Consider the following 25,409-nt stretch of genomic DNA (forward strand, 5'->3'; position numbering starts at 1 on the left):
TGCAACCTCGTCGCGGCGGCATTCGTTCCGGGCATACGTCTACATCCAGCAAACACCCGATCGAGCGTCGACGCCACAGTCCGAATCCGCGTGATTCGAAGTGACACGTCGAGCACAGGACGTCACTCGTCGTCGTTCGGGCGCGGGGGGTCGTCGGGTTCGGGGGCCGGAGCCGGACGATCGGGCTGGACGCACTTGACGATCGGGATGGGGTCGTATTTCACGGTTCTGGTGTTGCGCGAGATCTCCCTGCCCGACGCGGCGTCGCTGATCACCCGGGTGTCACTGGCGGTGAATCCCGGTCCCCCGCCGGATGCGACGCAGCCGGCACCGGCCGGCAATGTCACGGTGTTCGGCGAGGTGGGCCGCGTCCGGGGCCCGGTGATCGATTCGACGTCGACGGTTTTGGTGCCCCACAGCCGGACGGTGACGCTGGACGAATCCGCGAACGACTCGATCACCACGCCGGTGTCGTTGGGGTTGGTGAACTTCAGGTCAATGGCACCTTCGAAGACCGTCGCTTCCCGGGCCTCGGGGTATCGACTGATGTAGTAGCTGTGCTCGGTGTGGTCGGTGTCTTCCATACCCGCGAAGTACGACGCGTTGTACAGCGTCGTCGCGAATTGGCTGATGCCGCCGCCGACGGCACGATCGGGTCGACCGTTGTCGATGATTCCCGATTCGACGAAGCCCTGAGCGGTCCCGCGCGGACCGGTGTACCCGTTGAGCGAGAACGTCTCCTTCGGCTTGACCAGCGCGCCGTTGACGATCTGCGCGGTGAGCCCGATGTTCACGCCCGACGCGTACTCGAAACCTCCGGTCGTGTACTCCGCGACCACCTCTCGCACGCCGAGATTCTCTGCCGCTTCGGTGGTGAGGGCAGGCGGCGCCGGTTCGTAGACGGCCTCGGTCGAGCGCGGACCGTCCGCAGCCAGCAGGGCGGGAAGCTGTTCGAGGGTCTTGTTCCACTCGACCAGCTCTCCCATCACTCCGGGAACGACGGTGGGAGCTCCGCCGGAGAACGTGAACGACGCGTCCTTGGGCGGAACTTCGGTGCGGACCAGTTGCGGAGCAAGAATGCCGGTGGCGATACCGGTGTCGTAGATCGGCGTGAGGCCGCCCTGCCCGTCCGGATCGAAGCGCAGCACCTCACCCACACGGTCCACCGGCAACGTTGCATCGACGTTCTGTCGGCCTTCGATGACCACCGGTGCCGACACTGCGGGGACCGCGACGTTCGACAGAGCCTGATCGACCGCATCCTGCGTCACGGTGACAGGGGTGGATTCGTAGACGACCTCGGTCGCACCCGTCGACCACTCGGTCTGCAGATTTCGACGCGTCCCGTCGGCGTCCAGAACTCGCCCGGCCAGCGGTTCGACGGCTACCGGGGTGGCACCTTCGAAGACGACGTCGCCTTCGACGGGCGCACGGTCCGTCTCCTCTCGCAGGCCGTCCACGGCGACCGAGAGTGCCTGCTCGTCGGTGGTCGAGACAACGCCGATCTCCCGGCTTCCGAACAGCGACGTCAGACGCGTGATCGGGTTGATGGGCTGAGTACCTGCGCGATCGAGCGTCGCGTTCCAATCGACTCCCAGCCCGGCCGCGGCAGGCAACACCTCGACCTGCCGGTCGTCGATGCCCACCTGAATCGGCTCCTCCGCCCGAGGTCCCAATTCGGCACGCAGTACGGCCTCGGCGTCGGAATGACTCTTGCCGCCCACCTCGATGCCGGCAACGGTCACACCGCGCGGAACCCGATCGCTGGAGGCAATCCAGTCCGCCGCGTACAGCAGCCCGAGGACGGCAACCACCGCGCCGGTACCGATGGCAATCTTCTTCCACGGAGGCGTGGACCCGGATCCGTCGTGCTCCGCCGAACCGTTCTCAGGGGTAGTAGAGGGAGGTTCGGCCGGTGGCTGAGGTTGCCCGGCGTCAGAAGCGGACGGCAGAACAACGGGCTGCGCCACCGTCGGCGATTCGTCCGCCACCGGTGCGGGCTGCGCGTCCGCGCCGGGTGCAACAGACTCGGCCTCGTCGATCTGGTCGACGTCCGGATCACCGGCGGTATCGAGGTCGGCAACCGGCTCTGATTGCTGCTCGACCTCGGTGGTGGCATCGGGTTCGGTTCCCTCGGCCTGCGTCAGCTCGGCATGGTTCGCATCGGATTCGTTCGCGTCGGATTCCGTGGCGTCCTGGCCCTCGGAGACCGGCTGCTCTGCGTGCTTCGGCTTCTCAACGTCGTCGCGGATGGCCCCGAACACCTCGGTCGGCGTGTCGTACGGCGGTACGTCGGGGCGTGGCTCGGCACCCTTCGGCGCGTCACCCGACCTACTGTTGCCCTCGCTCACATTCGACCCTTCCAGGACCGTCGATTCATATTCCGGCCTGCTGCGCGGCGTACCCCGCGGACGAGCTTACGCAAACCGCACAGCACCGCTCGTTCTGAGACCCTCGCACGCGCCGCACGGAAAAGGCCCCGCACTGCTGCCGGGTCGGGGGTCAGGCAGCAGTACGGAGCCACACGGAATATATGCAGACTTCAACCACTCGTTACAGCGAGTTCGGAATTGCCATCGTCATTTCATTCGATTGAATGAACCGTGGGTCGTCGAACCGTCGTCCTGCTCCACGGCCCGCGCCCAATGTCCCGTCCTGACCAGCGCAAGAGTGAGCAGAAGCCGGTCGCGTGCATCGGTCAAGTCACGCCCGGTCAACTCCTCGATTCGACGCACCCTGTAGATGACGGTGTTGCGATGGCAGTAGAGCGCCTTCGCAGCGTTGGTGGGCGAACCGTCCGAAGCGAGCATGTGCGCCAACGTGTCGAGCAACGTTTCTCGGTGCGGTTCCGGATGCGTGAACAGCGCGCCGAGCGCATGGCGAACCAACAGTTCCGACGACTGATCGTCGGCGGCCATGATCACCCTCGGCAGTCGGTCCGTCGCCAACGCGACGCCACTCTCTTCGGTGATGGTCTCGGCCGTCAGTGCCGCCAGGCGATACGCCGCCGCGAACGACGCCACGCCCTCGGGCGAATGCGCGACACCGACCGGGCCGACCGCCCGCGCGGAAAGGGCGTCGATGACCGATCTCCACGATCCGGTCCCGAGTGCCACGAGCGCGAATTGGTGCCCGTCCCGAGTGTTCCAGTGGGACACTGCGCCGATCTGGTCCATCGCGTCCTCGGGCGCGGGGAGCGGAGGCGACCCCTGATCGTCGAGCGGGCCGACCACGCAAGCGATCTGCTGTGAGGCCGAAAGGCCGAGGGTCGCGCGGGCCTCGATCACGAAAGCAGGATCACCGCCTCGGCCCGACCGGAGACCGTCCAAGATCACCAGCACATTGGCGAGATCACGCTGCTGCATACGCGCGCTCTCCTGGCGGTACGCCTCGACGAGAGTTTCGTACTGACTGTCCAGCGCTCTCCACAACTGCTGGCCGGCGACGAGCAGTAGATGCTCGTCGATCACGGATCTGCATTGTTCACGCTCGAGCATCAGCTCTTCCCACAGCGTCCGACTCCCGAGCGTGTACGCCTTCAGCACCAACTCCATCGGAATGCCCTGGCGCGCACGCTCTCTCCCGGTGCGACGCCATACCTCTCGGGCGTTGTCGCCCGCGGCCGCAAGACCGGACAGTGTGCGTAGGCCCTGGCTGATATGCGCGCGAGTACTGCGACGAATTTCGCCGGCGATGTCAGGAGTGGTGCTTGCCAGGTACGCGGGTTCCTGCTCTATCAGCGCCAGCGTGATCGAGTCGGCAATCGCATCCGCCCGCGGCAACAGCGCGGCCCACGCATCGCGAATCTTCTCCTGGTCGGAGGGCTTCACTGCGCCCCGCGCAGCGGATCGCGACGTCGCGCGTCGCACCCCGGGAGAAGCCATCCGCCCATTTTTGCGCACAGAGCCCACATCACAGGGTGAATTGACCGTTACTGGTGCCCAGACACCCAAACATTCTGTGCGGAGCGCCCATACCGCGCGTTGTGCTGGACGCCCCATAGTGGACCCAACAGATTGTGAGGTGCATCACTTGAACTCTCTCGACACGATGGATCCGGTCCTCACCATGACGGACGTCGACGTGTCCTTCGGCGGCATCGTCGCGCTCTCCGGAGTGACCATCGAGGTACGACCCGGCGAAGTCCTCGGCGTCATCGGACCCAACGGGGCAGGCAAAACCACACTCTTCAACGTCGCGTGCGGTCTCGTTCGACCCCAATCGGGAACCCTCGGCCGACACGGCGAAACCTTGAGCCGCCTGCGCCCACACGACCTGCCCCGGCTCGGCATGAGCCGAACGCTGCAGGGACTGGGACTGTTCGATCGAATGACCGTGCTGGACAACGTCATGGTCGGGGCCGACCGAACGGCACGCACCGGAATCCTCAGCGGCCTCCTGGGCCTTCCCTCGAGCGCGGCCGACGACGCGGCGGTCCGCTCGACCGCGATGAACACCCTGGAACGACTGCGCATCGACGGCTACGCGCACCGGCTGCCACCGAGCCTGCCCTACGCGGTGCGCAAGCGCGTGGCCCTCGCGCGCGCGCTGGTGAGCGAACCGTCGTTGATCCTGCTCGACGAACCCGCCTCGGGCCTGTCCAACGACGAAATGAGCGAACTCGGTGACGAAATCCGCTCTCTCACATCAGCAAACAAGGATTCCCAGCCGGACCGACCGGCAACATCGGTCATGCTCGTCGAACACCACATGGACCTCGTCATGACCGTGTGCGACCGGATCTACGTCCTCGACTTCGGCAAGGTCATCGCCCAAGGCACACCGGATCAGATTCGGGAGGATCCGGCCGTACTGGCCGCATATCTCGGAAACGAGGTGGCACATGACAACTGACGCGACACACCTGAAAATCACCGACCTCACCGTGCACTACGGGCCGGTCACCGCCCTCGATTCGGTGTCGATGACCGTCACCGCGGGCACGATCACCGCCGTACTCGGAGCGAACGGTGCCGGAAAGACCACGCTGCTGCGCACTGTCTCCGGCCTCCTGAAACCGACGTCGGGACGTATCGAGCTCGCCGGCGTCGACATCGTCGGCATACCTCCGGATCGCATGTCCCGTAAAGGGCTTGCACACGTGCCCGAAGGCCGGGGCGTGATCGCCGAATTGACCGTCGACGAGAATCTTCGCCTCGGCGCGTTGGGACGCAACAGAAGTCACGACGCCGTGACCCTCGATCGAATCTACGACATGTTCCCGCCGCTGACCGGACGCCGAACCTCGTCGGCGCACACGCTGTCGGGCGGAGAACGGCAGATGCTGGTGATCGGTCGAGCACTGATGGCAACACCGTCGGTTCTCCTCCTCGACGAACCGTCGCTCGGGTTGGCACCGAAAGTCGCCGCACAGATCTTCGAAACGCTGCGCGCACTCGTCGATTCCGAATCGATGACGGTCGTGCTCGTCGAACAGAACGCACGAAGTGCACTGTCCATCGCCGAACATGCCGTCGTCCTCGATCTGGGCAAGGTCGCGGTGGAAGGCCCGGCCGACACCTTGGCCGGGGACGACGCCCTCCGACACGCCTATCTCGGGTTCTAGAGCAAGCCGAAAGGACGCCAGCCACAGTGCAACAACTGCTCACCATCCTCATCAACGGCGTGACGACAGGCATGGTCTATGCCGCGTTCGCCCTCGCTCTCGTCCTCATCTGGCGATCGACCCGCATCGTCAATTTCGCCCAGGCACCGATGGCCATGATCACCACGTACGTCGCACTGGTCGTCATCGACGCCGGTTACTCGTACTGGTTGGGCTTCGGAGTCGCGCTGCTCAGCGGACTGTTGTTGGGAGCGTTGATCGAACGACTCGTCATTCGGTTCGTCGACAGCTCCTCGCACATCAACCCGGTGATTCTGACGCTCGGGTTGTTCATCATCATCCACGCGGTTGCGGCCATCATCTTCGGGAACCAATTTCGTTCGTTCCCAGCACCGTTCGGTCTCACCGGCCAGAAGGTCGGGGAGATCAACGTGGCCCTGACCGGATACGACGTGTTCAAGATCGTCGCCGTTCTCGTGGTCCTGGGCTTGCTGATTCTGCTGTTCCGGTTCACCGATCTGGGACTGAAGATGCGCGCCAGCGCATTCGAGCAGGAGGTGGCCAAGCTGCTCGGAGTCCGGGTGAGTCGAATGCTCACGCTCGGTTGGGCTTTGGCCGCAGTCGTCGGATCGCTGGCCGGGCTGCTCATTGCGGGTGGCTCGCTGGTGCACCCCGGGTACATGGACTCGATCGTCGTCTTCGGTTTCGTCGCAGCCGTTCTCGGCGGTCTCGACAGCCCGGCAGGCGCAGTGGTCGGAGGCCTGCTGATGGGCGTCGGGCTCAGTTTCGTCAGCGGCTACCTCGGCCAGGACCTCGTGTCGAGCGCGGCGTTGATCATTCTGATCGTCGTTCTCCTCGTCCGCCCGAGCGGGTTGTTCGCCAGCGCAGCAGCCAGGAGGGTATGACGTGAACGCAACTCTCACTCGTCTCACGGCCACCCCGGTACGACGCCACTTCCTCTGCGCTGTCATCGGACTCGTCGTCATCGTGCTGGCGCTCGAATCACTGAGCACCTTCCGTCAGAGTCAGCTGACGTCGGTCGCGTACCTGGCGATCGCAGCCGGCGGATTGACCGTGCTGACCGGTCTGAGCGGGCAGCTCTCACTCGGGCACGGTGCGTTCATGGCCGTCGGTGCGTACACCGCGGCATTGATGCTGCGGGCCAACGATTCCGGATGGTCGGTGCCCCTCGTACTGCTGGCCGCCACCGTGATCTCTGCCCTGGTGGGCGTGGTCGTGGGAGTGGCCGCCGCCCGACTGCACGGCCCGTACCTGGCCGGTGCGACGCTGGCGCTCGCCGTCGCCGTACCGGGACTGGCTCTGTACTTCTCGGACTACCTCGGCGGTGAACAGGGTCTCGTCGTCCCGGCTCCGAAAGTGCCGGACCTGATCGACGACATGATGTTCTTCGTCACCGGAAACGAGCTCAGCGGAACCAAATTCGTCGCCTACGTCAGCTGGGTGCTGCTCGTCGTCGTGTTCTTCCTGTTGGCGAACGTCTCGTCGAGCCGGATCGGCCGTCGCTGGCGGGCCGTTCGGGACGACGAAGTAGCCGCCGAGCTGTCCGGGATCGATCTCGGGCGGGCACGCATCCTGGCGTTCGTCGTCAGCGCCGCATGCGCGGGTGCCGGAGGTGCCGTCCTCGCGATGTCGGCGCGGATCGCGGCCCCGAGCGGGTTCACTCTGACGCTCTCCCTGACATTGCTCTCCGCCGTCGTCATCGGCGGGCTCGGCACTCTGTCCGGGGCATTGATCGGGGCGCTGCTGCTCACCTACATCCCACCGGTGGTCACCAACCTCGGACTCGATCTGGGGCTGAGCAGTCTGCAATCCGCCGAACTCGCACCACTGGTGACCGGCATCTTCACCGTCCTGGTCATCCTGTTCGCCCCACTGGGTCTGGTGGGCACGTTTCGAAGGTTGCGTTCAACCAGAAAAGAGATGAAATGAAGAAGTTCGGATCGGTGGCGGTCAGAACGACCGCACTCGTCGCCGTCGTCTCGTTGGCCGCAGCGTGCGGTGCAGGAGGTAGAGACGAGGCAACAGAATCCTCGGAAGGCTCGACGATCGGCATCACCGACACCTCGGTGAAGATCGGAGCCCACTTCCCCCTGACCGGGGTCGCAGCACCCGGATACAGCGAAATACCCACGGGTGCAAAGGCTTACTTCGACTACGTCAATGCCGCGGGCGGCGTCAACGGCAGGCAGATCGAGTACGTCGTTCGTGACGACTCCTATGACCCGACGACCACCACCCAGGTCGTCAACGAACTCGTCCTCCAGGACGAAGTGTTCGCCGTCGTCGGTGGACTCGGCACAGCGACGCACAGCGCAGTCATCGACTTCCTGAACGAGGAGGGTGTGCCGGATCTCTTCGTCTCCTCCGGCGCCATCATGTGGGGCAACGACCCCGAGAAGTACCCGAATACCTTCGGCTGGCAGCCCGATTACCAGGTCGAGGGCAAGATCATCGGCGACTGGGTGACGAAGAACCGGCCCGACGCCAAAGTCGGGCTGTTCCTTCAGGACGACGATCTCGGCAGGGACAGCGAAGCCGCGGTACGCCAATATCTCGACGACCAGATCGTCGAGGTCGTGCGCTACACCTCCGGCAACACCGATGTCGCACCACAGATCGCCGCTCTGCAGGGTGCCGGAGCCGACCTCGTGCTCGGCTTCAACGTCCCGTCGTACACCGCACTGAGCCAACTGACCGCGATGCGGCTCAACTACGATCCCGAGTGGTTCTACAGTTCGATCGGCTCCGACGTCGACCTGGTCGGTTCTCTGCTCGGACGCTTCTCCCAGGGCGCAGTTACCAACGGTGCGCAATCCCTCGAAGGCATGATTTCGCTCGAATACATCCCCGGCGTCGACTCCCCCGAGAATCCGTGGACGCAACTGTGGCAGAAGGTCTGGGCTCAGAACGGAACAGGTGACCCACTGACCAACTACCGCATCTACGGGCTCAGCCAGGCGTACGCGTTCGTGCAGGCACTTCAGGCGGCCGGCGAAAATCCCACCCGTGAGGGCATCGTCTCCGCGATCCAGGACGGCGGAATGGACTTCCAGGGCCCGCAGCTGGCCCCGTTCCGATACTCCGACGAAAGCCACCTCGGAATCTCCGGAGCCAGTGTCTTCCAGATCCGTGGAGGTGTACCCGAGTACCTGACTCCGGTGTTGCAGACCGACATCGGAGACTCCGCAGTGGAGGAATACACCGGGGACGAATCGACTCCGCCGGAGAGCGGCATACCCGGCTGATCGGACACGAAAAGGCACGCAGAGCGAGCTCTGCGTGCCTTTTCGACGTTGTGATCAGCAGATCCGAAAACCCCTCGTTTGCCGGATCCGCCGACCCTGTGACCCCCAGATCGTGTCCCCGTATCGGGGAGCAGCCGAAGCTGCGGTGATCAGCGCTCGATGATGGCGGTGACGCCCTGGCCACCGGCCGCGCAGATCGAGATCAGGCCGCGGCCCGAACCCTTTTCGGCCAGCATCTTCGCCAGCGATGCGACGATGCGTCCACCGGTCGCGGCAAACGGGTGGCCCGCGGCGAGCGAGGATCCGTTGACGTTGAGCTTGCTGCGGTCGATGGAACCGAGCGCACCGTCGAGTCCCAGACGCTCCTTGCAGTACGCATCGCTCTCGAACGCCTGCAGCGTCGCGAGCACCACCGAGGCGAATGCTTCGTGAATCTCGTAGTAGTCGAAGTCCTGCAGCGTCAGACCGTTGCGGGCGAGTAGACGCGGAATCGCGTACGTCGGGGCCATCAGCAGGCCGTCCTTGAACGATCCGTTGCCGTGGATGTAATCGACCGCGGCGGTCTCGGAATCGACGAGGTGCGCCAGCACCGGCAGGTTGCGCTCGGCAGCCCATTCGTCGCTCGACAGCAGCGCCGCCGACGCACCGTCGGTCAGCGGAGTCGAGTTGCCGGCCGTCATGGTGGCGTCGCCCAGCTTGGTTCCGAAGACCGGCTTGAGGGTGGCCAGCTTCTCGACGGTCGATCCCGGACGCAGGTTGTCGTCGCGGGTCAGGCCGAGGAACGGCGTCACCAGGTCGTCGAAGAATCCGCGGTCGTACGCGGCTGCCATGTTGTGGTGGCTCGCTGCGGCCAGTTCGTCCTGGTCCTCGCGGCGGATACCGAATTCCTTCGCGGTGATGGCGGCGTGATCACCCATCGACAGGCCGGTACGCGGCTCACCGTTGCGGGGGATCTCGATGCCGAGCATGCCGGGACGGACGTTGCCGAGAAGCTTGAGGCGAGCGGTGGTGCTCTTCGCCCGGTTGAGCGAGAGCAGGAACTCGCGCAGTTCGTCGTTGACGCCGATCGGAGCGTCGGACGTCGTGTCCACGCCGCCGCCGATACCGGCGTCGATACGGCCCGAGGCGATGGCGTCGCCGACGGCGATGATCGACTGCAGACCGGTACCGCAGGCCTGCTGAATGTCGAAGGCCGGGGTATACGGGCTCAGTGCGCTGCCCAGTACGACCTCGCGAGTGAGGTTGAAATCGCGTGAGTGCTTAAGCACGGCACCGGCGGCGACGAGGCCCAGCCGCTCGCCCTGCAGACCGAATCGCGAGACGAGACCGTCGATGGTGGCGGTGAGCATGTCCTGGTTGGACGCCAGCGCGTACTTCTTGTCCGAACGCGCGAACGGAATGCGGTTGCCACCGACGATTGCGACCGGTCGTAGCTGCTTGCTTGTCACTGACGTCTCCAAACATCGTCCCCAGCATGTGGGGAATGGCCCTGGTGGAGTTTCATCTTACTGGCGAGTAAGTTGGTTGTCGACACCCGGTCGTGCGCCTCGCCCTCAGAGCGAGCAGCGCTGAATGAAAGGTACGACAGTGGCAGCCTCCAAGGGAGCCCCAGATCTCTACTCAACGTTCCTCGCGTCCGCGCCGGGAGCCTTCATCGCCAAGCAGGCCGGCCTGCCGCAGCCCGAGAAGCTGCGCCGCTACAAGGCAGGCGAGCCGCCACTGGCCGGACCGGTCCTGATCGGCGGCAACGGCCGCCTCGTCGAGCCGCTGCGTGAGCTGCTCTCGGACTACCCGCAGTCGCAGCCGCACGACGACAAGCACGGCGGACTGGTGTTCGACGCCACCGGCATCGGTAACGTCGCCGAGCTCGAGCAGCTCTTCAAGTTCTTCCAGCCGGTCATCCGCAACCTGGCACCCTCGGCTCGCGTCGTCGTCATCGGCACCACCCCCGAAGAAACGTCGAGCGTCGACGAGCACATCGCGCAGCGCGCCCTCGAAGGGTTCACCCGCAGCGTAGGCAAAGAGGTCAAGCGCGGCGCGACGGCTCAGCTCGTCTACATCTCCCCCAACGCGTCGACCGGACTCTCCGGCCTCGAATCCACCCTGCGCTTCCTGCTGTCGGCCAAGTCCGCCTTCGTCGACGGCCAGGTCATCGTCGTCGGCGACGCCGACTCGCAGGCACCGGCCTCGTGGGACAAGCCGCTCGCCGGCAAGGTCGCCGTCGTCACCGGCGCTGCCCGCGGCATCGGTGCCACCATCGCCGAGGTTCTTGCCCGTGACGGAGCCACCGTCATCGCCGCAGACATTCCCGCAGCGGGAGAAGCACTCTCGCAGTCGGCCAACAAGGTCGGCGGTACCTCGCTGGCCCTCGACGTCACCTCGCCCGACGCCGGCCAGGTCCTCTCGAAGCACCTGCTCGAGCGCCACGGCGGTGCCGACATCATCGTGCACAACGCAGGCATCACCCGCGACAAGACCCTCGCGAACATGGACGACGCCCGCTGGAACTCCGTCATCGGCGTCAATCTTGCTGCGCCGCAACGCATCACCGACGAACTGGTGGCCTCGGGTGCGCTCAAGGACGGCGGACGCGTCGTCGACGTCTCCTCCATCGCCGGTATCGCGGGCAACCGCGGCCAGACCAACTACGGCACCTCCAAGGCCGGCGTCATCGGCCTGGTGCACGCATCCGCACCGGTGCTCGCGAAGAAGAACATCACCATCAACGCCGTTGCTCCCGGCTTCATCGAGACCGCGATGACGGCGGCCATCCCGTTCGCCACCCGCGAGGCCGGGCGGCGCATGAGCTCGCTGCTGCAGGGCGGCGAGACCGTCGACGTCGCGGAGTTGGTCTCCTACTTCGCTTCTCCCGCATCCAACGCCGTCACCGGGCAGGTCGTGCGCGTGTGCGGCCAGAGCCTCCTCGGCGCATGAGCACCGTCACGCTCACCGAGCAGCCGAAGACATCGCAGATCTACACCTCGGCTGCACTGGGTGCCTTGCCCTTCCTCGGATCCAAGTCGAAGACGGTGCCCAGCACCGTGTTCGAGCTCAAGGGCCTGCGAGTGGACCAGGACAACCTGGCCGGCTACTGCCGCGCGACGGGGCTACGATTCGGCGATCAGCTCCCGATCACCTACCCGTTCACGCTCGTGTTCCCGACCGTCATGAAACTGATGGTGTCCAAGGGCTTTCCGTTCGCCGCCATCGGTTCGGTGCACGCCGAGAACGTCATCGAGCAGTTCCGCGGCATCTCGGCATCGGAGCCGCTGGATATCCGAGTGCACGCGGAGAATCTGCGCGAGCACCGCAAGGGCTTGCTGGTCGACCTGATCAGCGAGGTCAAGGTGGGACGCGAACTGGTCTGGAAGCAGACCTCGAGCTTCCTGAGCCTGCAGAAGACCTCGCTCTCGGGTGGACCCCGCGAAACACCGCCTGCAGACGAGGTACCGCCGCCCCCGACCCGCACCCTGCGCGTCGATCAGCGGATCATCAGCCGGTACGCGGCCATCTCCGGAGACCGCAACCCGATCCACGTATCCTCGCTCGGCGCAAAGGCTTTCGGCTTTCCGAAGACCATCGCACACGGAATGTGGAGTGCTGCAGCGGTACTGCAGACGGTCGAAGGTCGTATCCCGGAGGCCGTGAAGTACAGCATCCGATTCGGCAAGCCGATCATCCTGCCCGCGACGATCAATGCCTACGCCGATGCCGTCGGCACCGGCTGGGACCTGTCACTGAAGAACCCGAAGAAGGGCTACCCGCATCTGACGGGCACCCTGCGCTGAGTTAGCTCGAACTCGAAGTTATGGACGGATTTCCTCAGATTTTCGTCCATAGCTTCGAGTTCGGCAGCAGGAGTGGAGCCTGCGGAACGACCCGGGCGGCCAGCTAGGTAGTGGCAGTTTTCTTACCGGCGAGTCCGCGCCACGCCAGGTTTTCCAGGAGGTCCGCTGCGGCGTCGACCTCGATTTCTCCGCCTGCCACGCGGTCGGCCACAGCCTCGCCGGCCCCGACCAGCGCCACGGCCATCAGCCCGAAGTTCTGTGACTGTTCCGGGTCTCGGGTACTCATCGCCAGCAGACCTGCGGTCAGCTCGATCAACCGGTCTCGGCTGCTCTGCACCTGCGAGGCAAAAGCCTGCTGACCGATCGCCTGGCGGTAGAGCACCATCCACGACTTTCGGTTCTCGCCGACGAAGCCGAGGAAACCGACCAGCGCACGGCGCAGTTGTTCGCGCGGCGTCAGGGTCGGGTCTGCAGCGGGCGTCAGGGCCTCGACGAACTTGAGGCCCTCACGATGAATGCACGCAGCGAACAGCTCGTCCTTCGAGCCGTAGTACAGATAGAGCATCGGCTTGGAGATGGCCGCCTTCTTGGCGATCGAATCCATCGATGTCTCGTGAAACCCGTTGTCGGAGAACACATCCACTGCCGCGTCGAGCATCTGCTGCTCGCGGACGGCGCGGGGCAGTCTCTTGGTGCCGCCAGCCATGGATCCTCCAATACGTACGAAGCACTAGACGTTACTCCACAGTAAGGTCGAGCGACGACCGATCAGGCTCCGCACGCCCCTTTGAACCGAGCAACCGTCGCCGCCGCCTCGTCCACCTGGGCTGCGGGAAGGCGTCCCGTCGCCACTGCGTCCTCCAGATTGTCCAACACCGCCGGCACCTGATCGGTGGTCAGCCACAACGCCACGTCGGCTCCGGCAACCAGCGCCGACTCGACCGCGTCGACGATCCCGAGCCGGGCCGTGATCGCCGCCATGCCACTGAGGTCGTCGGTGAAGATCGGGCCGTCGAAGGGCTTCGCGCCGTATCCGACGCCGTCGCGCAGCAACGCCATAGCCGCAGGGCTGATGCTGGCGGGAACACCGGGGTCGGTCAGTCCTGGCACGTCGAGGTGGCCGACCATGACGCCGACTCCTGTGGTGTCGAGCGCGGCGAACGGCAGCAAATCCTTGGCTTTCAGCTCGTCGAGCGGCGGCGTGGTGACGGCCCCGGTGTGCGAATCGCCCGAACCCGAGCCGTGCCCGGGAAAGTGCTTGATGACCGGCTCGACACCCGCATCCTTCAACCCCTTCGCGTACGCCCCCGCGTACTCGATGACGACCTGCGGATCGTCGGAGAACGAGCGGTCGCCGATGACCGAATCATCGGGCTGAGCACTGACGTCGACGACCGGCGCGAAGTCGACGGTGACGCCGAGATCCTTCAGTCCCCGGCCTCGCGTCAAGGCCTCCTGATACGCCTCGTCCACCGACATCGTCTGCGCCAGTTCCCGCGCCGACGGTGCCGCACCCAAGAGATCGGCTACCCGCGACACGCGTCCGCCTTCTTCGTCGATCGTCACCATCGGTGCCACCGCGGACGCGTCGAGCACCTGCGGAACCTCACGGTTGCCGAGCATCGACTCGTCGGTCCAGCTGCCGACGAAGATCCCGCCCACCTGCTCGGTGGACATGATCCGAACCGCGTCCTGCGTTCCGGTGACGCCCACGGTGAGCAACTGCGCAAGACGTTGCCGCTCGGTCAGACCGTCGACGAAAGTGACACACGCGTCGGCCGGCGGAGGCGTCGACTGCGGGACCGTCGTCTGCGGAGCGGTCGTCGTCGAGGACGGAGCCGACTGCGTCGAGGCCACCTGCGACGATTCACTGGAACACGAGACGAGCAACCCCACCCCGACCGTCAGTGCTGCAGCGGACCGAACAGAAAACCGAAGTCGCATGGAATACGACGGTAGCCGAGAAGTTGCGTGTTGCTGACCGCCCTCCGGTTGGGATCAATGCGACTTTGTTGCACTCCGAGCGACCGAAACCCACATCGATCCGGGGTGGGGGCGGGGTAATCTGGACGAAAGCGACATGAGGAGAATCACCACCATGACTGCTGACCTCATACTCATTGCCTACGACGGTTCCGACAACGCCAAACGAGCCATCGACTATGCGGGACGGTTTCTCACCACCTCTCGCGCGATCGTCGTCACGGCCTGGGAACCGATGGTGCGTCAAGCAGCGCGGATGTCCGGTCTGTCGGGTGTCATGCAGCCCGAGTGGGTGCCGGACGACGAGGCCGAGGACGTTGCTCTCACCGATGCGAAGGTGACCAACAGCGAGGGCGTCGCCCTGGCCGAGGCCGCGGGCCTGAAGGTGGAAGGCCAGTGCACCGAATGCACCACCGCCATCTGGAGCGCGATCGTGGAGAAGGCCGACGAGATGAACGTCGACATCATCGTCACCGGCACCAGGGGCACCACGGGGCTGCGGGCCCTACTGCAGAGCTCGGTGGCCGAGCACGTGCTGCGGCACAGCCATCGACCCGTGCTGATCGTTCCTCCCGGAAAGTAACGCGTCCACCGGCCGGTTCACGGGGTGCAGGTGATACCGTGATGCCCGCGTGGGGGACAACCTCGCCCACTGCTTCACTGAGCCGACTGACTGGAGAACCGAGATGAAGTTCGCTGTCCCGGGTGTCATTGCCGCCGTCGTCGGAGCCGTACTGGGTGCCGGCGTCGTATTCGGAGTCACCGCCGGTGCAGCAGACAACTCTCGGCCGGACATCGATCGCACCGGAAACGCCGACTCGTCCTTGCTGAACCAGGTTGAGTACGGCAGCCGCTGACGCTGGTCGCTCACGTGGATCGTTGATCTCGGCCGAGCCGCTCGGTCGGATTTGGCTCTTCGGAGTCTCCGCTCTCGCATTCCTGCTCACGTTTCTGCAGGTCCCGGGCTTCACCGTCGCCGATACCAAGTACGACCTGGCGCAGAACCCTCTCGGATTTCTCGAACGCGCCTCGCATCAGTGGAACAGCGCCGCACCGCTGGGCCAGGTGCAGAATCAGGCCTACGGCTACTTCTTCCCGCACGGAGCGTTCTTCGCCGGCGGTGATCTGCTGTCGATTCCACCGTGGATCACCCAGCGCATCTGGTGGGCACTGCTGCTCGTCGCCGGCTTCTGGGGAATCGTCCGGCTCGCCGAGGCACTCGGTGTCGGCAGTCGCACTTCCCGTCTGATCGCAGCGACAGCATTCGTGCTGTCCCCCAGAGTGATCACCACTCTGGCGTCGATCTCCTCGGAGACGATGCCGATGATGCTCGCGCCGTGGGTGCTCGTTCCCATCGTTCGTTGCCTGAACAGCCGGTCCGCAACGAACACGGTTCGGCGCGCGGCGGCACAATCGGCGCTGGCCGTGGCGTTGATGGGCGCGGTCAATGCCGTCGCGACGGCCGCCGCCGTTCTGGTTGCCGTCATCTGGCTGCTGTGCCATCGACCGAACCGCCGCTGGCTGGTGTTCGCGGCCTGGTGGACCGGCTTTCTGGTGCTGGCGACACTGTGGTGGATCGTCCCACTGCTGTTGCTGGGCAAGGTCTCTCCGCCGTTCCTCGACTACATCGAATCGTCCGGCACGACGACCCAGTGGACGTCGCTGACCGAGGTACTACGCGGTACCGGCAGCTGGACCCCGTTCGTCTCTCCCGAACGGGTGGCGGGCGCCGTGCTGGTGACTCAGCCTGCTGCCGTGATCGCGACCGGCTTGATCGCGGCCGCAGGCATTGCGGGTCTGGCGATGCGCTCGATGCCGGCCCGCGGCCGGTTGACGATCATGTTGTTCGTCGGCCTCGTCGGCCTGGGCGCGGGGTTCGTCGGCGATCTCGACGGTCCGTTCGCGGCAACCGTGCGAGTGTTCCTCGATTCCGCGGGCGCACCTCTGCGCAACATTCACAAACTAGAGCCGGTCATTCGAATCCCCTTGGTACTCGGCCTCGCTCATCTGCTGGCCCGGGTTCCATTGCCGGGTTCGGTTCCACGGCCGACGTGGCGAGCGGCCGTCGCGCATCCCGAGAAGCACCCGATGATGGCGGTGACCGCGCTGATCCTGGTAGCGCTGACGCTCTCGACGGCGCTGGCGTGGACGGGCAAGCTCGCGCCGCGCGGTGCGTACGAGGCCGTGCCGCAGTACTGGCACGACGCCGCGGACTGGCTCACCGACCATGCCTCCGGCTCGAGTCCCGACGGTTCCGACGCGCAGCGCGCCTTGATCGTGCCCGGCGCACCGTTCGCTCTGCAGACCTGGGGCCTGACGCGCGACGAGCCGTTGCAGGCTCTCGCGACCACGCCCTGGGCCGTCCGAGATGCGGTGCCGCTCACGCCGCCCGGTGCCATTCGCGCCCTCGACTCGGTGCAACGACTCTTCGCCGACGGCAGGCCGTCGACCGGCTTGGCCGACACCCTTGTGGGACAGGGCATCAACTACGTCGTCGTGCGCAACGACCTGGACCCGGAGGATTCGCGGTCCACCCGACCGGCGTCCGTCCACCGCGTGCTCGACGGTTCGCCGGGGCTCGAGAAGGTGGCAGAGTTCGGCGAGGACGTGGCACCGGGTCAGGTGGACGGGGTGGTTCTGGACGGCGACCTACGGCCTCCGTATCCGGCCGTCGAGATCTACGCGGTCGATGCCGCAGCGGACGTACCTGCCTCCGGTCCGTACACGGTCGATGTGGATCGGGTGCCGGTGGTGCAGGGCGGGCCCGAGTCGATTCTGCGATCGAACGAGTTGCGCAACAACGGTGTTCGGCTGCCCGTTCCGGCCGGGCCGACGCTGCTCGCGTCGGATGCAGCTGCTGCGGGCCTGCCCGTCGATTCGGTGACGGTGACCGACACACCGATGAATCGCGAGACCGACTTCGGTCAGGTGGACAATCACAACTCCGCGTTGCGGGCCGCCGACGAGCCCCGCCGTTCGCTCAACGAGGTGCCCGACTATCCGGTGTACGGGGCGCAGACCGTGGACGCGGAGTGGGAAGGCGCGACGTTGACCGCGTCGAGTTCGGCGTCGGACGCGACTCAGATCGGGGGCAGTGTGCCCGGCAGCGGGGTCGCGGCCGCAGTGGACGGTGACCTGGCCACCGGTTGGATCAGCAACGGCATCGAACGCGCTGTGGGGCAATGGCTTCAACTCGATTTCGATACTCCGGTGCGCGGCGGGCTGCTGCACATGCGGACCAGCCCGGGAACGATCGGAGACCCGGTCAAGTGGGTCGAGGTCACCACTCCGAACGGCTCGACGGCAGCCCGGGTGGACAAGCCGGGAGACCCGATGACGGTGTCGCTGCCCGGTGGGGAAACTCCGTGGCTGCGCATCACCGCGAAGTCGACGGTCGACGGCACCCGGGGCAGTCAGTTCGGCATCAGCGAGGTGTCGGTGGACGACTACTCCGATCGAGACAACCCCAAGCCGGTCTCCATCGTGCATCGCGCGGTGTTGCCACCCACTCCCGCGGGCGCGAGCGTCGACGCGTGGGAGCTGGGCCAAGAATTTCCCGGCCGCTCCGGTTGCCTGGACACCGACGATCGAATCCGCTGCAGCAGTGGACTGTCCAAGTCGCCGGAGGAACTGGGCCGCTTCTCGCGCACGATCGACGTCCCGATGGGCACCGCGGTGATCCCCGAGCTGACGGTGCGCACGCGGCAGTCCCCCGAGCTCGAGGCCCTGCTGGCCCAGCCCGGCCGGCCGTTGGCGAGCGGGGCGTCCGACGTCGCGGACCTCGACGGCTCTGCCTTCGCCGCCACCGACGGCGACCCGCGTACGTCGTGGACGGCACCGGAGAAGTCGATCACCGATCGAGCCGGCACCGACCCCACTCTCACCATCCAATTGCCCGCTCCGACACTGGTGGACGGGCTCGAGCTGAGCCCCAGCCTCGGCGCATTGCCTGCCCACCCCACGCGGGTGGCAGTGAACCTGGGCAACGGTCCGATGGTGCGCGATGTGGATACCGACGGTTCGACGACACTCGCGTTGGCACCGTACGTGACCGACAGGATCGTGCTGTCCATCGTCGACTGGGACGGCGTACTCGACCGAAACTCGTTGGGCTTCATCCAATCTCAACCGCCCGGATTTGCCGAGGTCACACCGTTGTCCGCCGGTGAGCCGATCGGGCCGCCGTACGACGGTGACCGGCAGATCACGGTCGACTGCTTCGACGGACCCCTGGTGTCCATCGCGGGGCAGACGGTGCGCACCTCGGTGACGGCGACCGCAGACCAATTCCGTTCCGGCGCAGCTCTACCTGCATCGGTCTGCGACGCGGACATCCCGGTCAACGAAAAGTTCGTCAATCCCGTGTCGCTCCCCGAGGGACGCCAGGACATCGTCGTCGAACCCGGAGCGTCGTTCTTCGTCGACGGGCTTCGACTGCGCACCATGCCCATTCCGGCGTTGTGGCCGGACACGTCTGCACCGCAGGCGGCGCGCACCACAGCCTGGAGCCCCGATCACCGCGAAGTGACCCTCACCTCGAGCACCTCGGATCGCCTGCTCGTCATCCCCGAAAGCAACAACAGCGGCTGGCGGGCAACGACACCCGGAGGGACCGAACTGACCCCGGTGGTCGTCGACGGCTGGCAGCAGGCCTGGATCGTCCCGGCCGGGGCGTCGGGCACGGTGTCGTTGGATTTCACCACCGACCGCTGGTACCGACTCGGGATCTTCGGCGGACTACTGCTGTTGATTCCGCTGCTGATCGCGGCGCTGCGACGGCCTCGCGGCGTCGTCGATCCGGGCCCCGTGCCCAGGCCCTGGCGTAGCACTCCGGTGGCGTTCGCGGCGCTGCTCGGCGCGGCGATCGTGCTGGCAGGCGTCGTCGGAGCGATCTCGGTGCTGGTTCTCGGTGTCGGCTCGGCGCTGCTGAACCGCCGCTACGGGTCGGAGCTCACGTCTCGCGTATCGGTCTGCGCAGCAGGTGGATTCGCTCTGCTGGGGGCAGCGCTGCTCTCGCTCGGGCCGTGGCGGTCGGCCGACGGATATGTGGGCGGGTCCTACGCGGTGCAGCTGGCATCGTTGATCGGCATCGTCGCGTTGGCCGTCAGCGCGATGCGGAAGCCGTGACCGCCTTCTTCGGCGCGAACCTGCGCCGGGCCGGCTCTTCCACCAGCGCATAGCTCGCGGCAGCGACCGGAATCGACAGCGCCAGGGTCACCGTCAGCACGAACCACATGCCGCCCGAGAAGGGGACGATGCCGAACACCGGGAACACGACGGCGAGCACGGCCAGGTGCCAGATGAAGATCCCGTACGACCAGCGTCCGAGGGTCAGCATCACCGGATGCTCGAACACCCGATGCCGGCGGCCGGAATCGGCCAGCACCAACGGCGAAAGCATCGCGAACGCCAGCACGGCACCGAAGACGATCTTGAGCTCGAACTGCCACGGCTCGGGCCGCACCAATCCTTGTGGGCCCGCCAGCGGCGTCGCCGACAGAACGAATGCCGTCACCGCGATCGCGGGCATCACCCATGTGCGACGCGCCCAACGATGCACCCACATCTGCGGACCGACCGATACTTCGGCGAGCACCATGCCGGCGGCGAACCACGGGAAGTAGCCGGGCAACCAGTTGTCGTGATGGATGGCTTCCGGTGTCGCGATCGGAATGAACGCCCAGGAGAGCGTCACCGCGGACGCAGCGAGCAGAACCCACACCCGGTACGTCGCCGACGATCCCCGAAGCCGGATCATCAGCCAGGCGAACAGCGGCAGCAACAGATAGAACGCCACTTCGACCGACAACGACCACATCTGCGTCATGCCCTCGGTCAGTGTCAACGGTACGAACACCTGGGTCAGCGACAGGTTGGCCAGCCACACCCGATAGTCCCCGCCTGCGTGCGGCAGAAACAGCAGGACGAGCACCGTGACCACCCAGTAGGCGGGCAGGATGCGCACTGCGCGAGACCAGAAGTAGCGGCGAGTGGGCTGCGCCTGCGTGAGTCCGCGGGCCTGCGCGGCATGCGGGCGCCACAGCAGAAATCCCGACAGCGCGAAGAAGATCGCCACCGTCAGATCGAACCGGCCCCAGACTCGGCCCATCAGCGGGGAATTGGCGGCCCCGGTCTGGAATGCGACGTGGGTGACGACGATGCCGAGCGCGGCAACTGCCCGCATCCCCTCCAGAGCGGGCACGAAGGCACGCAACGGTACGACGGACGCCGAGTGGACTCGAGTGCTCATGGTGGCTCAAGTGTGCCGTGTCGAACCGGCATGGACGAGACCGGTGCCACTGTCGACTGTTACTGTCACCTGCGACGTGTCGTAAGAAATCGGGCAGCGCATCGGGGAATTCGTACGATCCCGCCTGCGGTGTCTTCCAGTGAAGCGGTCGACTAAGGAGATTCAGCATGGCGGAGCGCTCAGGGCCGAGCCGGATATTGGCCCTTTTCCTCATCGGCTTGGGCGCATTTCTGGTGGTTGCCGCCATCCTCATCCCCACCTACACCGTCTCGGCGCTCGAGAAGACTCCACTCGACCTCGAGGTCACCACCGTCTCCACCGGCACCGGAAGCGTCCTCGACGCACGGTCGCTGGCAGCCGGTCGCGCCGTGGTCGATCAGAACGTTCCACTGACCTCACAGCGATTCGTCACCGTCGAGGATCCCTCCGACGCCGACATCATGACGCTTCAGGCCGGACAGACGTTGCGCCGCACCGACAAGCAAGCCGACACCGGACTGCTGACCGCCACGGTCGACCGCGTGAGCATCGACCGCAAGACCTCGATGCCCGTCGAGAGCCCGATCGGCACCATTCAGGTGGCAGGCGACAAGCCGGCCGAGGAAGTGGCCCACACCGGTCTGCAGTACAAGTTCCCGTTCAACGCCGAGCAGAAGAGCTACCCGTACTTCGACGTCAACGCGCGCGCCTCGAAGGACATCGACTTCGTCGAGGAAACCGAGATCAACGGCACGCCGGTGTACCAGTACCAGCAGACCGTCGGACCGGTCGACCTGTCGACCGTGGTGAACCTGCCGACCAACAAGGTCACGCTGCCCGCCGACACCTGGGGCGTCGAAGGTGGGACCGCACCGGTGACGATGACCCGCTGGTACGAGAACACCCGCACCCTGTGGGTCGAGCCCGAGACCGGCGTCGTCGTCAAGGGCGAAGAGCAGATCCACCAGTACTACGGCCGTGAGGCAGGCCGTCCCGAGGTCGACGTACTGAAGGCCCCGATCACGTTCGACGAGAACACCGTCGAGTACCAGATCCAGCAGGCGAAGGACGGCCAGGACAAGCTGTCGCTCTTCGGCCGCACCGTTCCGATCGTCGCCGGCATCCTTGGTGTCATCTCGCTGATCGCCGGAGTCGTTCTGCTGCTGCGCGGCGGCAACGGTGGACACCGTCAGCCGGCCCGCACCGACACCGGTCCCCGCCCGACCCCCAGTGGCGGCACCGCACCGAACCGCGACTGGACGACCGATCGCACGGAAGAGATTCCGAGGACGAACCTCTCCAAGGAGTAAGTGCCTATGCAGGAGTGGAGCCTGCGGAACGACCAGATAGCCAGTGGCGTGGTTGTGTGCCCCAGCGGGCACATGACCACGCCACTGGCGTTTTCGGCCACTCAGGCAGTCGAGAGGATTCCGTACTGGTGTGGTTGCCGCATCAGCACGAGGTCTTTGCGGCGCACGACGTTGGTGGGGTACGCCCCGCCCAGGCTCGTGGTGTCCACGACGCAGGTCGCGTGGCCCGGTGCGTCGCTCTCCACGAGGGCTTCGGTTCGGGGGAAGGCAAAGGTGTCGGGCCCGAATACTCCGCTGTGTCCGGCAATTCCGCGGTCGGCGTCGATCGTGTTGGCGAACGCGAAGTACACGTTGTTCTCGCCTGCCCGGACGCGCATGTGATGCCAGTGCGTGGGATCGGCTCCGGTGGGAATCTCTGCTGCATGAGGGATGTCGGTTCCCGGGTGGGAGCCGACGAAGGTGCCTGCGAGTGCGGCCGGGCAAACGATCAGATCACAGCCACGCAGCGCCAGAATTCGGCCGGCCTCCGGCAACAGTGCATCGTGACCGACGAGCATTCCCACTCTCCCGACGGGAAGGTCGACGACGATCCAGCGGTCGCCCGCATCGAACAGCGAGGTGTGTTCGACGGACAGATGGATCTGGCGGTACGCCGTGCAGGTTCCGTCCGGCTGAACCAGCACTGCGGAGTTGTACACCCGATCGGAACCGATGTCGTGCTCGGCCACACCGACGACCATCGAAACACCATGCCGGGCAGCGATATCGACGACGCGTGAGAGCGACGTCCCGTCGATCGACTCCCCGACCTCGCGCGGCGGGCGATCCGCGGAGACCGGCCCGGTGACGGACAGTTCGGGAAACACGATGAGATCGCTCGCGCCTGCAAGGCCGGCGGCCCACTGTTCGATGTCGTCGAGATTGCCGTCGATCGACGTCCCCGGAGTGCATTGCACGACGCTCACCGACGAAGTCCGCCCGGCCGGTAAGGGCGAGTGGCCGTAGAGGGTGAAGAAATCGAGCGGGTTCCACGCATACGTGTTGGTCTGCAGTTCACGGTACAGATTCGGCCTGCGCACGGGACCGGCCTCACGTGTGCGACGAATGTCGATGTCGCCGAGAACGATACCGTCACCGACGTCGAGGCGGCCGGCCACGTTTCCGTCGGGTTCGATGATGCAGGTGCCGCCGCTGAACTGAACGGTTCGTTCGAGACCCCAGCGATTGCTCTCGATGACGTAGCAGTTGTTCTCGAAGGCCCGACTGATCCAGTAGGGGGCAGGAGTGCGTTCGGCGAGCCAGTTGCTGATGTGGCAGATCACGTCGGCACCCTGAAGCGCAGCCACTCGCGCCGTCTCCAGGAAGTGCAGATCCATGCAGATGAGCAGTGCGATGCGACCGAGCGGGGTCTCGAACACCTGGTGCCCGAGATCGCCCGGGGCCGCCCATTTGGGTTCGGCGATGTACGGATGCGTCTTGCGATGTGTGCCGACGATTCCCTCGGGACCGATGAGAACTGCACTGTTGTAGAACAATCCGCTCGTCGCATCGACTTCGGGCATGCCCACGACGATGTAGCAGTTACGACGCGAGGCGATCTCGGCGAACGTCTCGGTGGTGGGGCCGGGGATCTGTTCGACGACGGTTGCCGCTTCCTCGGTGTCGTGGAAGCAGTAGCCGGTGGTTGCCATTTCGGGTGTCGTGATCAGGCGCGCTCCGTCCGACGCCGCCTTCTCCACGAGGTCGCTCAGAGCGGCGACGTTCGATTCCTTGGCGAACAGAGTGGGCTCGAATTGGACGGCCGCTGCAGTGAATGTCATGACGCCACAATCCTTTCGGCGATGAGGGGATCGTTCGATTTCGGTGGTTCGTAGAACTGTCCGCGGGTTGCCATCGTGAGCGGAACGTAGAGAAGAGGACCGAGAAGCATGGCGATGAACGACGCGTAATACGACGGGTAGAGGCCGAACACGCCGAGTCCGCCCACCGCGACGCCCGCTGCCATGGCGATGATGCCGCAGGGGTTCCAATTGCGCACTCGCCCTTCGCGGAACTCGATGTTGTCGCGTGGAGCCAGGCCGAGCAGTCTTCTGCACACGAAGTAGTCCGCGAGCAGAATGAAGATCCAGGTGTTGGTCATGATGCCGGTGACGGCCAGGAACTTGTCGGTGTACTGCAGAATGTTGACGGGGTAGCACAGCACGCCCACCACCAGTAGCGCCACCATCCACCATTGACGCCCGACCTTCCTGGGCGAGAGCACATCCCACGCGTTGGACAGGGCGAGGGATCCTGAATACAGGTTCATGACGTTGATGCGAACCTGGGTGACCACCGCGAAGATCACGCCGAGCAGACCCATGACGATGGCGAAGTACAATCCCGGGTCGGTGGCCGAGAGTTCCGGTGTTGCAGTGGTTCCGGTGAAATGACGCAGCATCGTGAAACCGAGGAACACACCGAGAATCATCACGACGACGATCATCAGCAGTTCTGCGAGCATCAGTCCGGCCGTTCCGACATAGCTGACGCTCTTCTTGACGAACCGTCCGTAGTCGGTGGCGATGAGTGCTTGGAACACGACCTGCCCGTTCGCGAGGCTGAACGCCTGCCACAGTGCGGTGGCGGTGAATCCTCCGGTCGCTTCCCATTCGCCGGGCCCGACGAGTACGTAACCGCTGGCGAGCATGTACATACCGACGGCGAACAGGATCAGGAAGATCGGCATCCCGAATCGCTGCAGAATGTTCATCGAGTGCATACCGCGCCAGGAGAAGAACAGCGCCACGAGTGCGACCAGCGCGAATACCACTGTGGCCCACGCGGAGTCGATATCGATCCCCGCGAGCTCACTGAGCCCGTGCGAGACGATGCTGCCCTCGAAAATGAAGTAGAACACGTAGTTGACCGCGTAGACGAGCGAGGCGACGGCAGAACCCTTGGTTCCGAATCCGAGCCCGCGGGTGAGCAGTGGCAGCGACAGACCCTCCTGGCTGGCGATACGCATGATGAGGCTGCCGACGAGCGTCGCACCGATCACCATGTACGCCACGGGGATCAGGAACATCGGCCATCCCACCAGAAACCCGATCTGGCCGCCGAGGGCGAACCAGAACATCGCGGTCACGTTGCCGGTGAGGACCAGCAGGATCGCCGGCCGCCGCCAGCGTTGGTCGTCGGGCACTCGGGAGGTTGCGTAGCTTTCGATCTGATCGTCGAGGCTGGTCGCTGGCCCCTCGAAGTATTTCTTCATGTTCATGAACGGGT

General features: G+C 65.4%; 19 protein-coding genes. 11 read left to right on the top strand and 8 right to left on the bottom strand.

Features of this window, described 5'->3' with window-relative positions; all coding sequences use genetic code 11:
* Positions 1-122 precede the first annotated feature (122 nt).
* Positions 123-2,351, bottom strand: coding sequence for a VanW family protein (locus AB0O58_RS03520; protein ID WP_366237899.1), 2,229 nt, complete (start codon positions 2,349-2,351; stop codon positions 123-125).
* A gap of 228 nt (positions 2,352-2,579) precedes the next feature.
* Positions 2,580-3,884, bottom strand: a complete 1,305-nt coding sequence (locus AB0O58_RS03525; RefSeq protein ID WP_045841046.1) for a CdaR family transcriptional regulator — start codon at positions 3,882-3,884, stop codon at positions 2,580-2,582.
* 148 nt (positions 3,885-4,032) lie between these two features.
* Here AB0O58_RS03525 and AB0O58_RS03530 point away from each other — a divergent pair, with 148 nt between their 5' ends.
* From AB0O58_RS03530 to AB0O58_RS03550, 5 genes are read left to right on the top strand one after another with little or no spacing between them, the layout of a single operon-like run.
* Positions 4,033-4,854 (top strand): ABC transporter ATP-binding protein, encoded by an 822-nt coding sequence (locus AB0O58_RS03530; RefSeq protein WP_230591705.1) that lies wholly within the window; start codon positions 4,033-4,035, stop codon positions 4,852-4,854.
* Positions 4,844-5,566, top strand: a complete 723-nt coding sequence (locus AB0O58_RS03535) for an ABC transporter ATP-binding protein (RefSeq protein ID WP_027495389.1) — start codon at positions 4,844-4,846, stop codon at positions 5,564-5,566. The genes AB0O58_RS03530 and AB0O58_RS03535 overlap by 11 nt, the downstream gene beginning before the upstream one ends.
* 26 nt (positions 5,567-5,592) lie before the next feature.
* Positions 5,593-6,471 (top strand): branched-chain amino acid ABC transporter permease, encoded by an 879-nt coding sequence (locus AB0O58_RS03540; protein WP_032374817.1) that lies wholly within the window; start codon positions 5,593-5,595, stop codon positions 6,469-6,471.
* A 1-nt stretch (position 6,472) separates the two neighbouring features.
* On the top strand, positions 6,473-7,516 hold the full coding sequence (locus tag AB0O58_RS03545) for a branched-chain amino acid ABC transporter permease (protein ID WP_045841045.1): 1,044 nt from the start codon (positions 6,473-6,475) through the stop codon (positions 7,514-7,516).
* Positions 7,513-8,832: an ABC transporter substrate-binding protein gene (locus tag AB0O58_RS03550; RefSeq protein WP_027495386.1), complete on the top strand. Its 1,320-nt coding sequence runs from the start codon at positions 7,513-7,515 to the stop codon at positions 8,830-8,832. Before AB0O58_RS03545 ends, AB0O58_RS03550 begins: the two co-directional genes overlap by 4 nt.
* A 149-nt stretch (positions 8,833-8,981) precedes the next feature.
* Here AB0O58_RS03550 and AB0O58_RS03555 read toward each other — a convergent pair whose 3' ends face one another.
* On the bottom strand, positions 8,982-10,280 hold the full coding sequence (locus tag AB0O58_RS03555) for an acetyl-CoA C-acetyltransferase (protein WP_032387612.1): 1,299 nt from the start codon (positions 10,278-10,280) through the stop codon (positions 8,982-8,984).
* A 139-nt stretch (positions 10,281-10,419) separates the two neighbouring features.
* On the opposite strand from AB0O58_RS03555, the gene AB0O58_RS03560 reads away from it, so the two are divergent.
* Together AB0O58_RS03560 and AB0O58_RS03565 are read left to right on the top strand one after the other, a co-directional pair.
* Positions 10,420-11,766, top strand: coding sequence for a 3-oxoacyl-ACP reductase (locus AB0O58_RS03560; RefSeq protein WP_366237900.1), 1,347 nt, complete (start codon positions 10,420-10,422; stop codon positions 11,764-11,766).
* The gene (locus tag AB0O58_RS03565; RefSeq protein ID WP_032369490.1) at positions 11,763-12,620 is read left to right on the top strand and encodes a MaoC/PaaZ C-terminal domain-containing protein; all 858 of its coding nucleotides are present in this window, start codon (positions 11,763-11,765) and stop codon (positions 12,618-12,620) included. The genes AB0O58_RS03560 and AB0O58_RS03565 overlap by 4 nt, the downstream gene beginning before the upstream one ends.
* Before the next feature lie 103 nt (positions 12,621-12,723).
* On the opposite strand, the gene AB0O58_RS03570 is transcribed toward AB0O58_RS03565, so the two are convergent.
* Both AB0O58_RS03570 and AB0O58_RS03575 read right to left on the bottom strand, forming a co-directional pair.
* Complete coding sequence (locus AB0O58_RS03570; RefSeq protein ID WP_027495382.1) at positions 12,724-13,326, bottom strand: TetR/AcrR family transcriptional regulator; 603 nt, start codon at positions 13,324-13,326, stop codon at positions 12,724-12,726.
* 62 nt (positions 13,327-13,388) lie between these two features.
* Positions 13,389-14,564, bottom strand: coding sequence for a glycoside hydrolase family 3 N-terminal domain-containing protein (locus AB0O58_RS03575; protein ID WP_222065410.1), 1,176 nt, complete (start codon positions 14,562-14,564; stop codon positions 13,389-13,391).
* 154 nt (positions 14,565-14,718) lie between these two features.
* On the opposite strand from AB0O58_RS03575, the gene AB0O58_RS03580 reads away from it, so the two are divergent.
* From AB0O58_RS03580 to AB0O58_RS03590, 3 genes are all read left to right on the top strand, one after another.
* Positions 14,719-15,186 (top strand): universal stress protein, encoded by a 468-nt coding sequence (locus tag AB0O58_RS03580; RefSeq protein WP_027495380.1) that lies wholly within the window; start codon positions 14,719-14,721, stop codon positions 15,184-15,186.
* Between the two features lie 103 nt (positions 15,187-15,289).
* Positions 15,290-15,460 (top strand): DUF2613 domain-containing protein, encoded by a 171-nt coding sequence (locus tag AB0O58_RS03585; RefSeq protein ID WP_072692026.1) that lies wholly within the window; start codon positions 15,290-15,292, stop codon positions 15,458-15,460.
* A 22-nt stretch (positions 15,461-15,482) separates the two neighbouring features.
* Positions 15,483-19,730: an alpha-(1->3)-arabinofuranosyltransferase gene (locus AB0O58_RS03590; protein ID WP_366237901.1), complete on the top strand. Its 4,248-nt coding sequence runs from the start codon at positions 15,483-15,485 to the stop codon at positions 19,728-19,730.
* On the opposite strand, the gene AB0O58_RS03595 is transcribed toward AB0O58_RS03590, so the two are convergent.
* Positions 19,708-20,853 carry an acyltransferase gene (locus AB0O58_RS03595; RefSeq protein WP_287452706.1) on the bottom strand — a complete coding sequence of 382 codons (1,146 nt, stop codon included), beginning with the start codon at positions 20,851-20,853 and terminating at the stop codon, positions 19,708-19,710. The two genes, AB0O58_RS03590 and AB0O58_RS03595, sit on opposite strands and share 23 nt — an antisense overlap.
* Positions 20,854-21,020: 167 nt before the next feature.
* On the opposite strand from AB0O58_RS03595, the gene AB0O58_RS03600 reads away from it, so the two are divergent.
* Positions 21,021-22,142 (top strand): DUF3068 domain-containing protein, encoded by a 1,122-nt coding sequence (locus AB0O58_RS03600; protein ID WP_366237902.1) that lies wholly within the window; start codon positions 21,021-21,023, stop codon positions 22,140-22,142.
* A gap of 101 nt (positions 22,143-22,243) precedes the next feature.
* Here AB0O58_RS03600 and AB0O58_RS03605 read toward each other — a convergent pair whose 3' ends face one another.
* On the bottom strand, positions 22,244-23,962 hold the full coding sequence (locus AB0O58_RS03605) for a nitrilase-related carbon-nitrogen hydrolase (RefSeq protein ID WP_366237903.1): 1,719 nt from the start codon (positions 23,960-23,962) through the stop codon (positions 22,244-22,246).
* Positions 23,959-25,401, bottom strand: a complete 1,443-nt coding sequence (locus AB0O58_RS03610; protein ID WP_052073940.1) for a cytosine permease — start codon at positions 25,399-25,401, stop codon at positions 23,959-23,961. The genes AB0O58_RS03605 and AB0O58_RS03610 overlap by 4 nt, the downstream gene beginning before the upstream one ends.
* Positions 25,402-25,409: the final 8 nt, after the last annotated feature.

This window comes from Rhodococcus sp. NPDC080181 (assembly GCF_040702225.1).
Taxonomy (GTDB): Bacteria; Actinomycetota; Actinomycetes; order Mycobacteriales; family Mycobacteriaceae; genus Rhodococcoides; species Rhodococcoides fascians.

What these genes read in the sequence shown, in the direction of transcription:
- AB0O58_RS03585 (WP_072692026.1), top strand. Translation starts at nt 15,290, where the DNA reads ATGAAGTTCGCTGTCCCGGGTGTCATTGCCGCCGTCGTCGGAGCCGTA.
- AB0O58_RS03580 (WP_027495380.1), top strand. Translation starts at nt 14,719, where the DNA reads ATGACTGCTGACCTCATACTCATTGCCTACGACGGTTCCGACAACGCC.
- AB0O58_RS03570 (WP_027495382.1), bottom strand. Translation starts at nt 13,326, where the DNA reads ATGGCTGGCGGCACCAAGAGACTGCCCCGCGCCGTCCGCGAGCAGCAG.
- AB0O58_RS03605 (WP_366237903.1), bottom strand. Translation starts at nt 23,962, where the DNA reads ATGACATTCACTGCAGCGGCCGTCCAATTCGAGCCCACTCTGTTCGCC.
- AB0O58_RS03565 (WP_032369490.1), top strand. Translation starts at nt 11,763, where the DNA reads ATGAGCACCGTCACGCTCACCGAGCAGCCGAAGACATCGCAGATCTAC.
- AB0O58_RS03535 (WP_027495389.1), top strand. Translation starts at nt 4,844, where the DNA reads ATGACAACTGACGCGACACACCTGAAAATCACCGACCTCACCGTGCAC.
- AB0O58_RS03600 (WP_366237902.1), top strand. Translation starts at nt 21,021, where the DNA reads ATGGCGGAGCGCTCAGGGCCGAGCCGGATATTGGCCCTTTTCCTCATC.
- AB0O58_RS03595 (WP_287452706.1), bottom strand. Translation starts at nt 20,853, where the DNA reads ATGAGCACTCGAGTCCACTCGGCGTCCGTCGTACCGTTGCGTGCCTTC.
- AB0O58_RS03525 (WP_045841046.1), bottom strand. Translation starts at nt 3,884, where the DNA reads ATGGCTTCTCCCGGGGTGCGACGCGCGACGTCGCGATCCGCTGCGCGG.
- AB0O58_RS03610 (WP_052073940.1), bottom strand. Translation starts at nt 25,401, where the DNA reads ATGAACATGAAGAAATACTTCGAGGGGCCAGCGACCAGCCTCGACGAT.
- AB0O58_RS03575 (WP_222065410.1), bottom strand. Translation starts at nt 14,564, where the DNA reads ATGCGACTTCGGTTTTCTGTTCGGTCCGCTGCAGCACTGACGGTCGGG.
- AB0O58_RS03550 (WP_027495386.1), top strand. Translation starts at nt 7,513, where the DNA reads ATGAAGAAGTTCGGATCGGTGGCGGTCAGAACGACCGCACTCGTCGCC.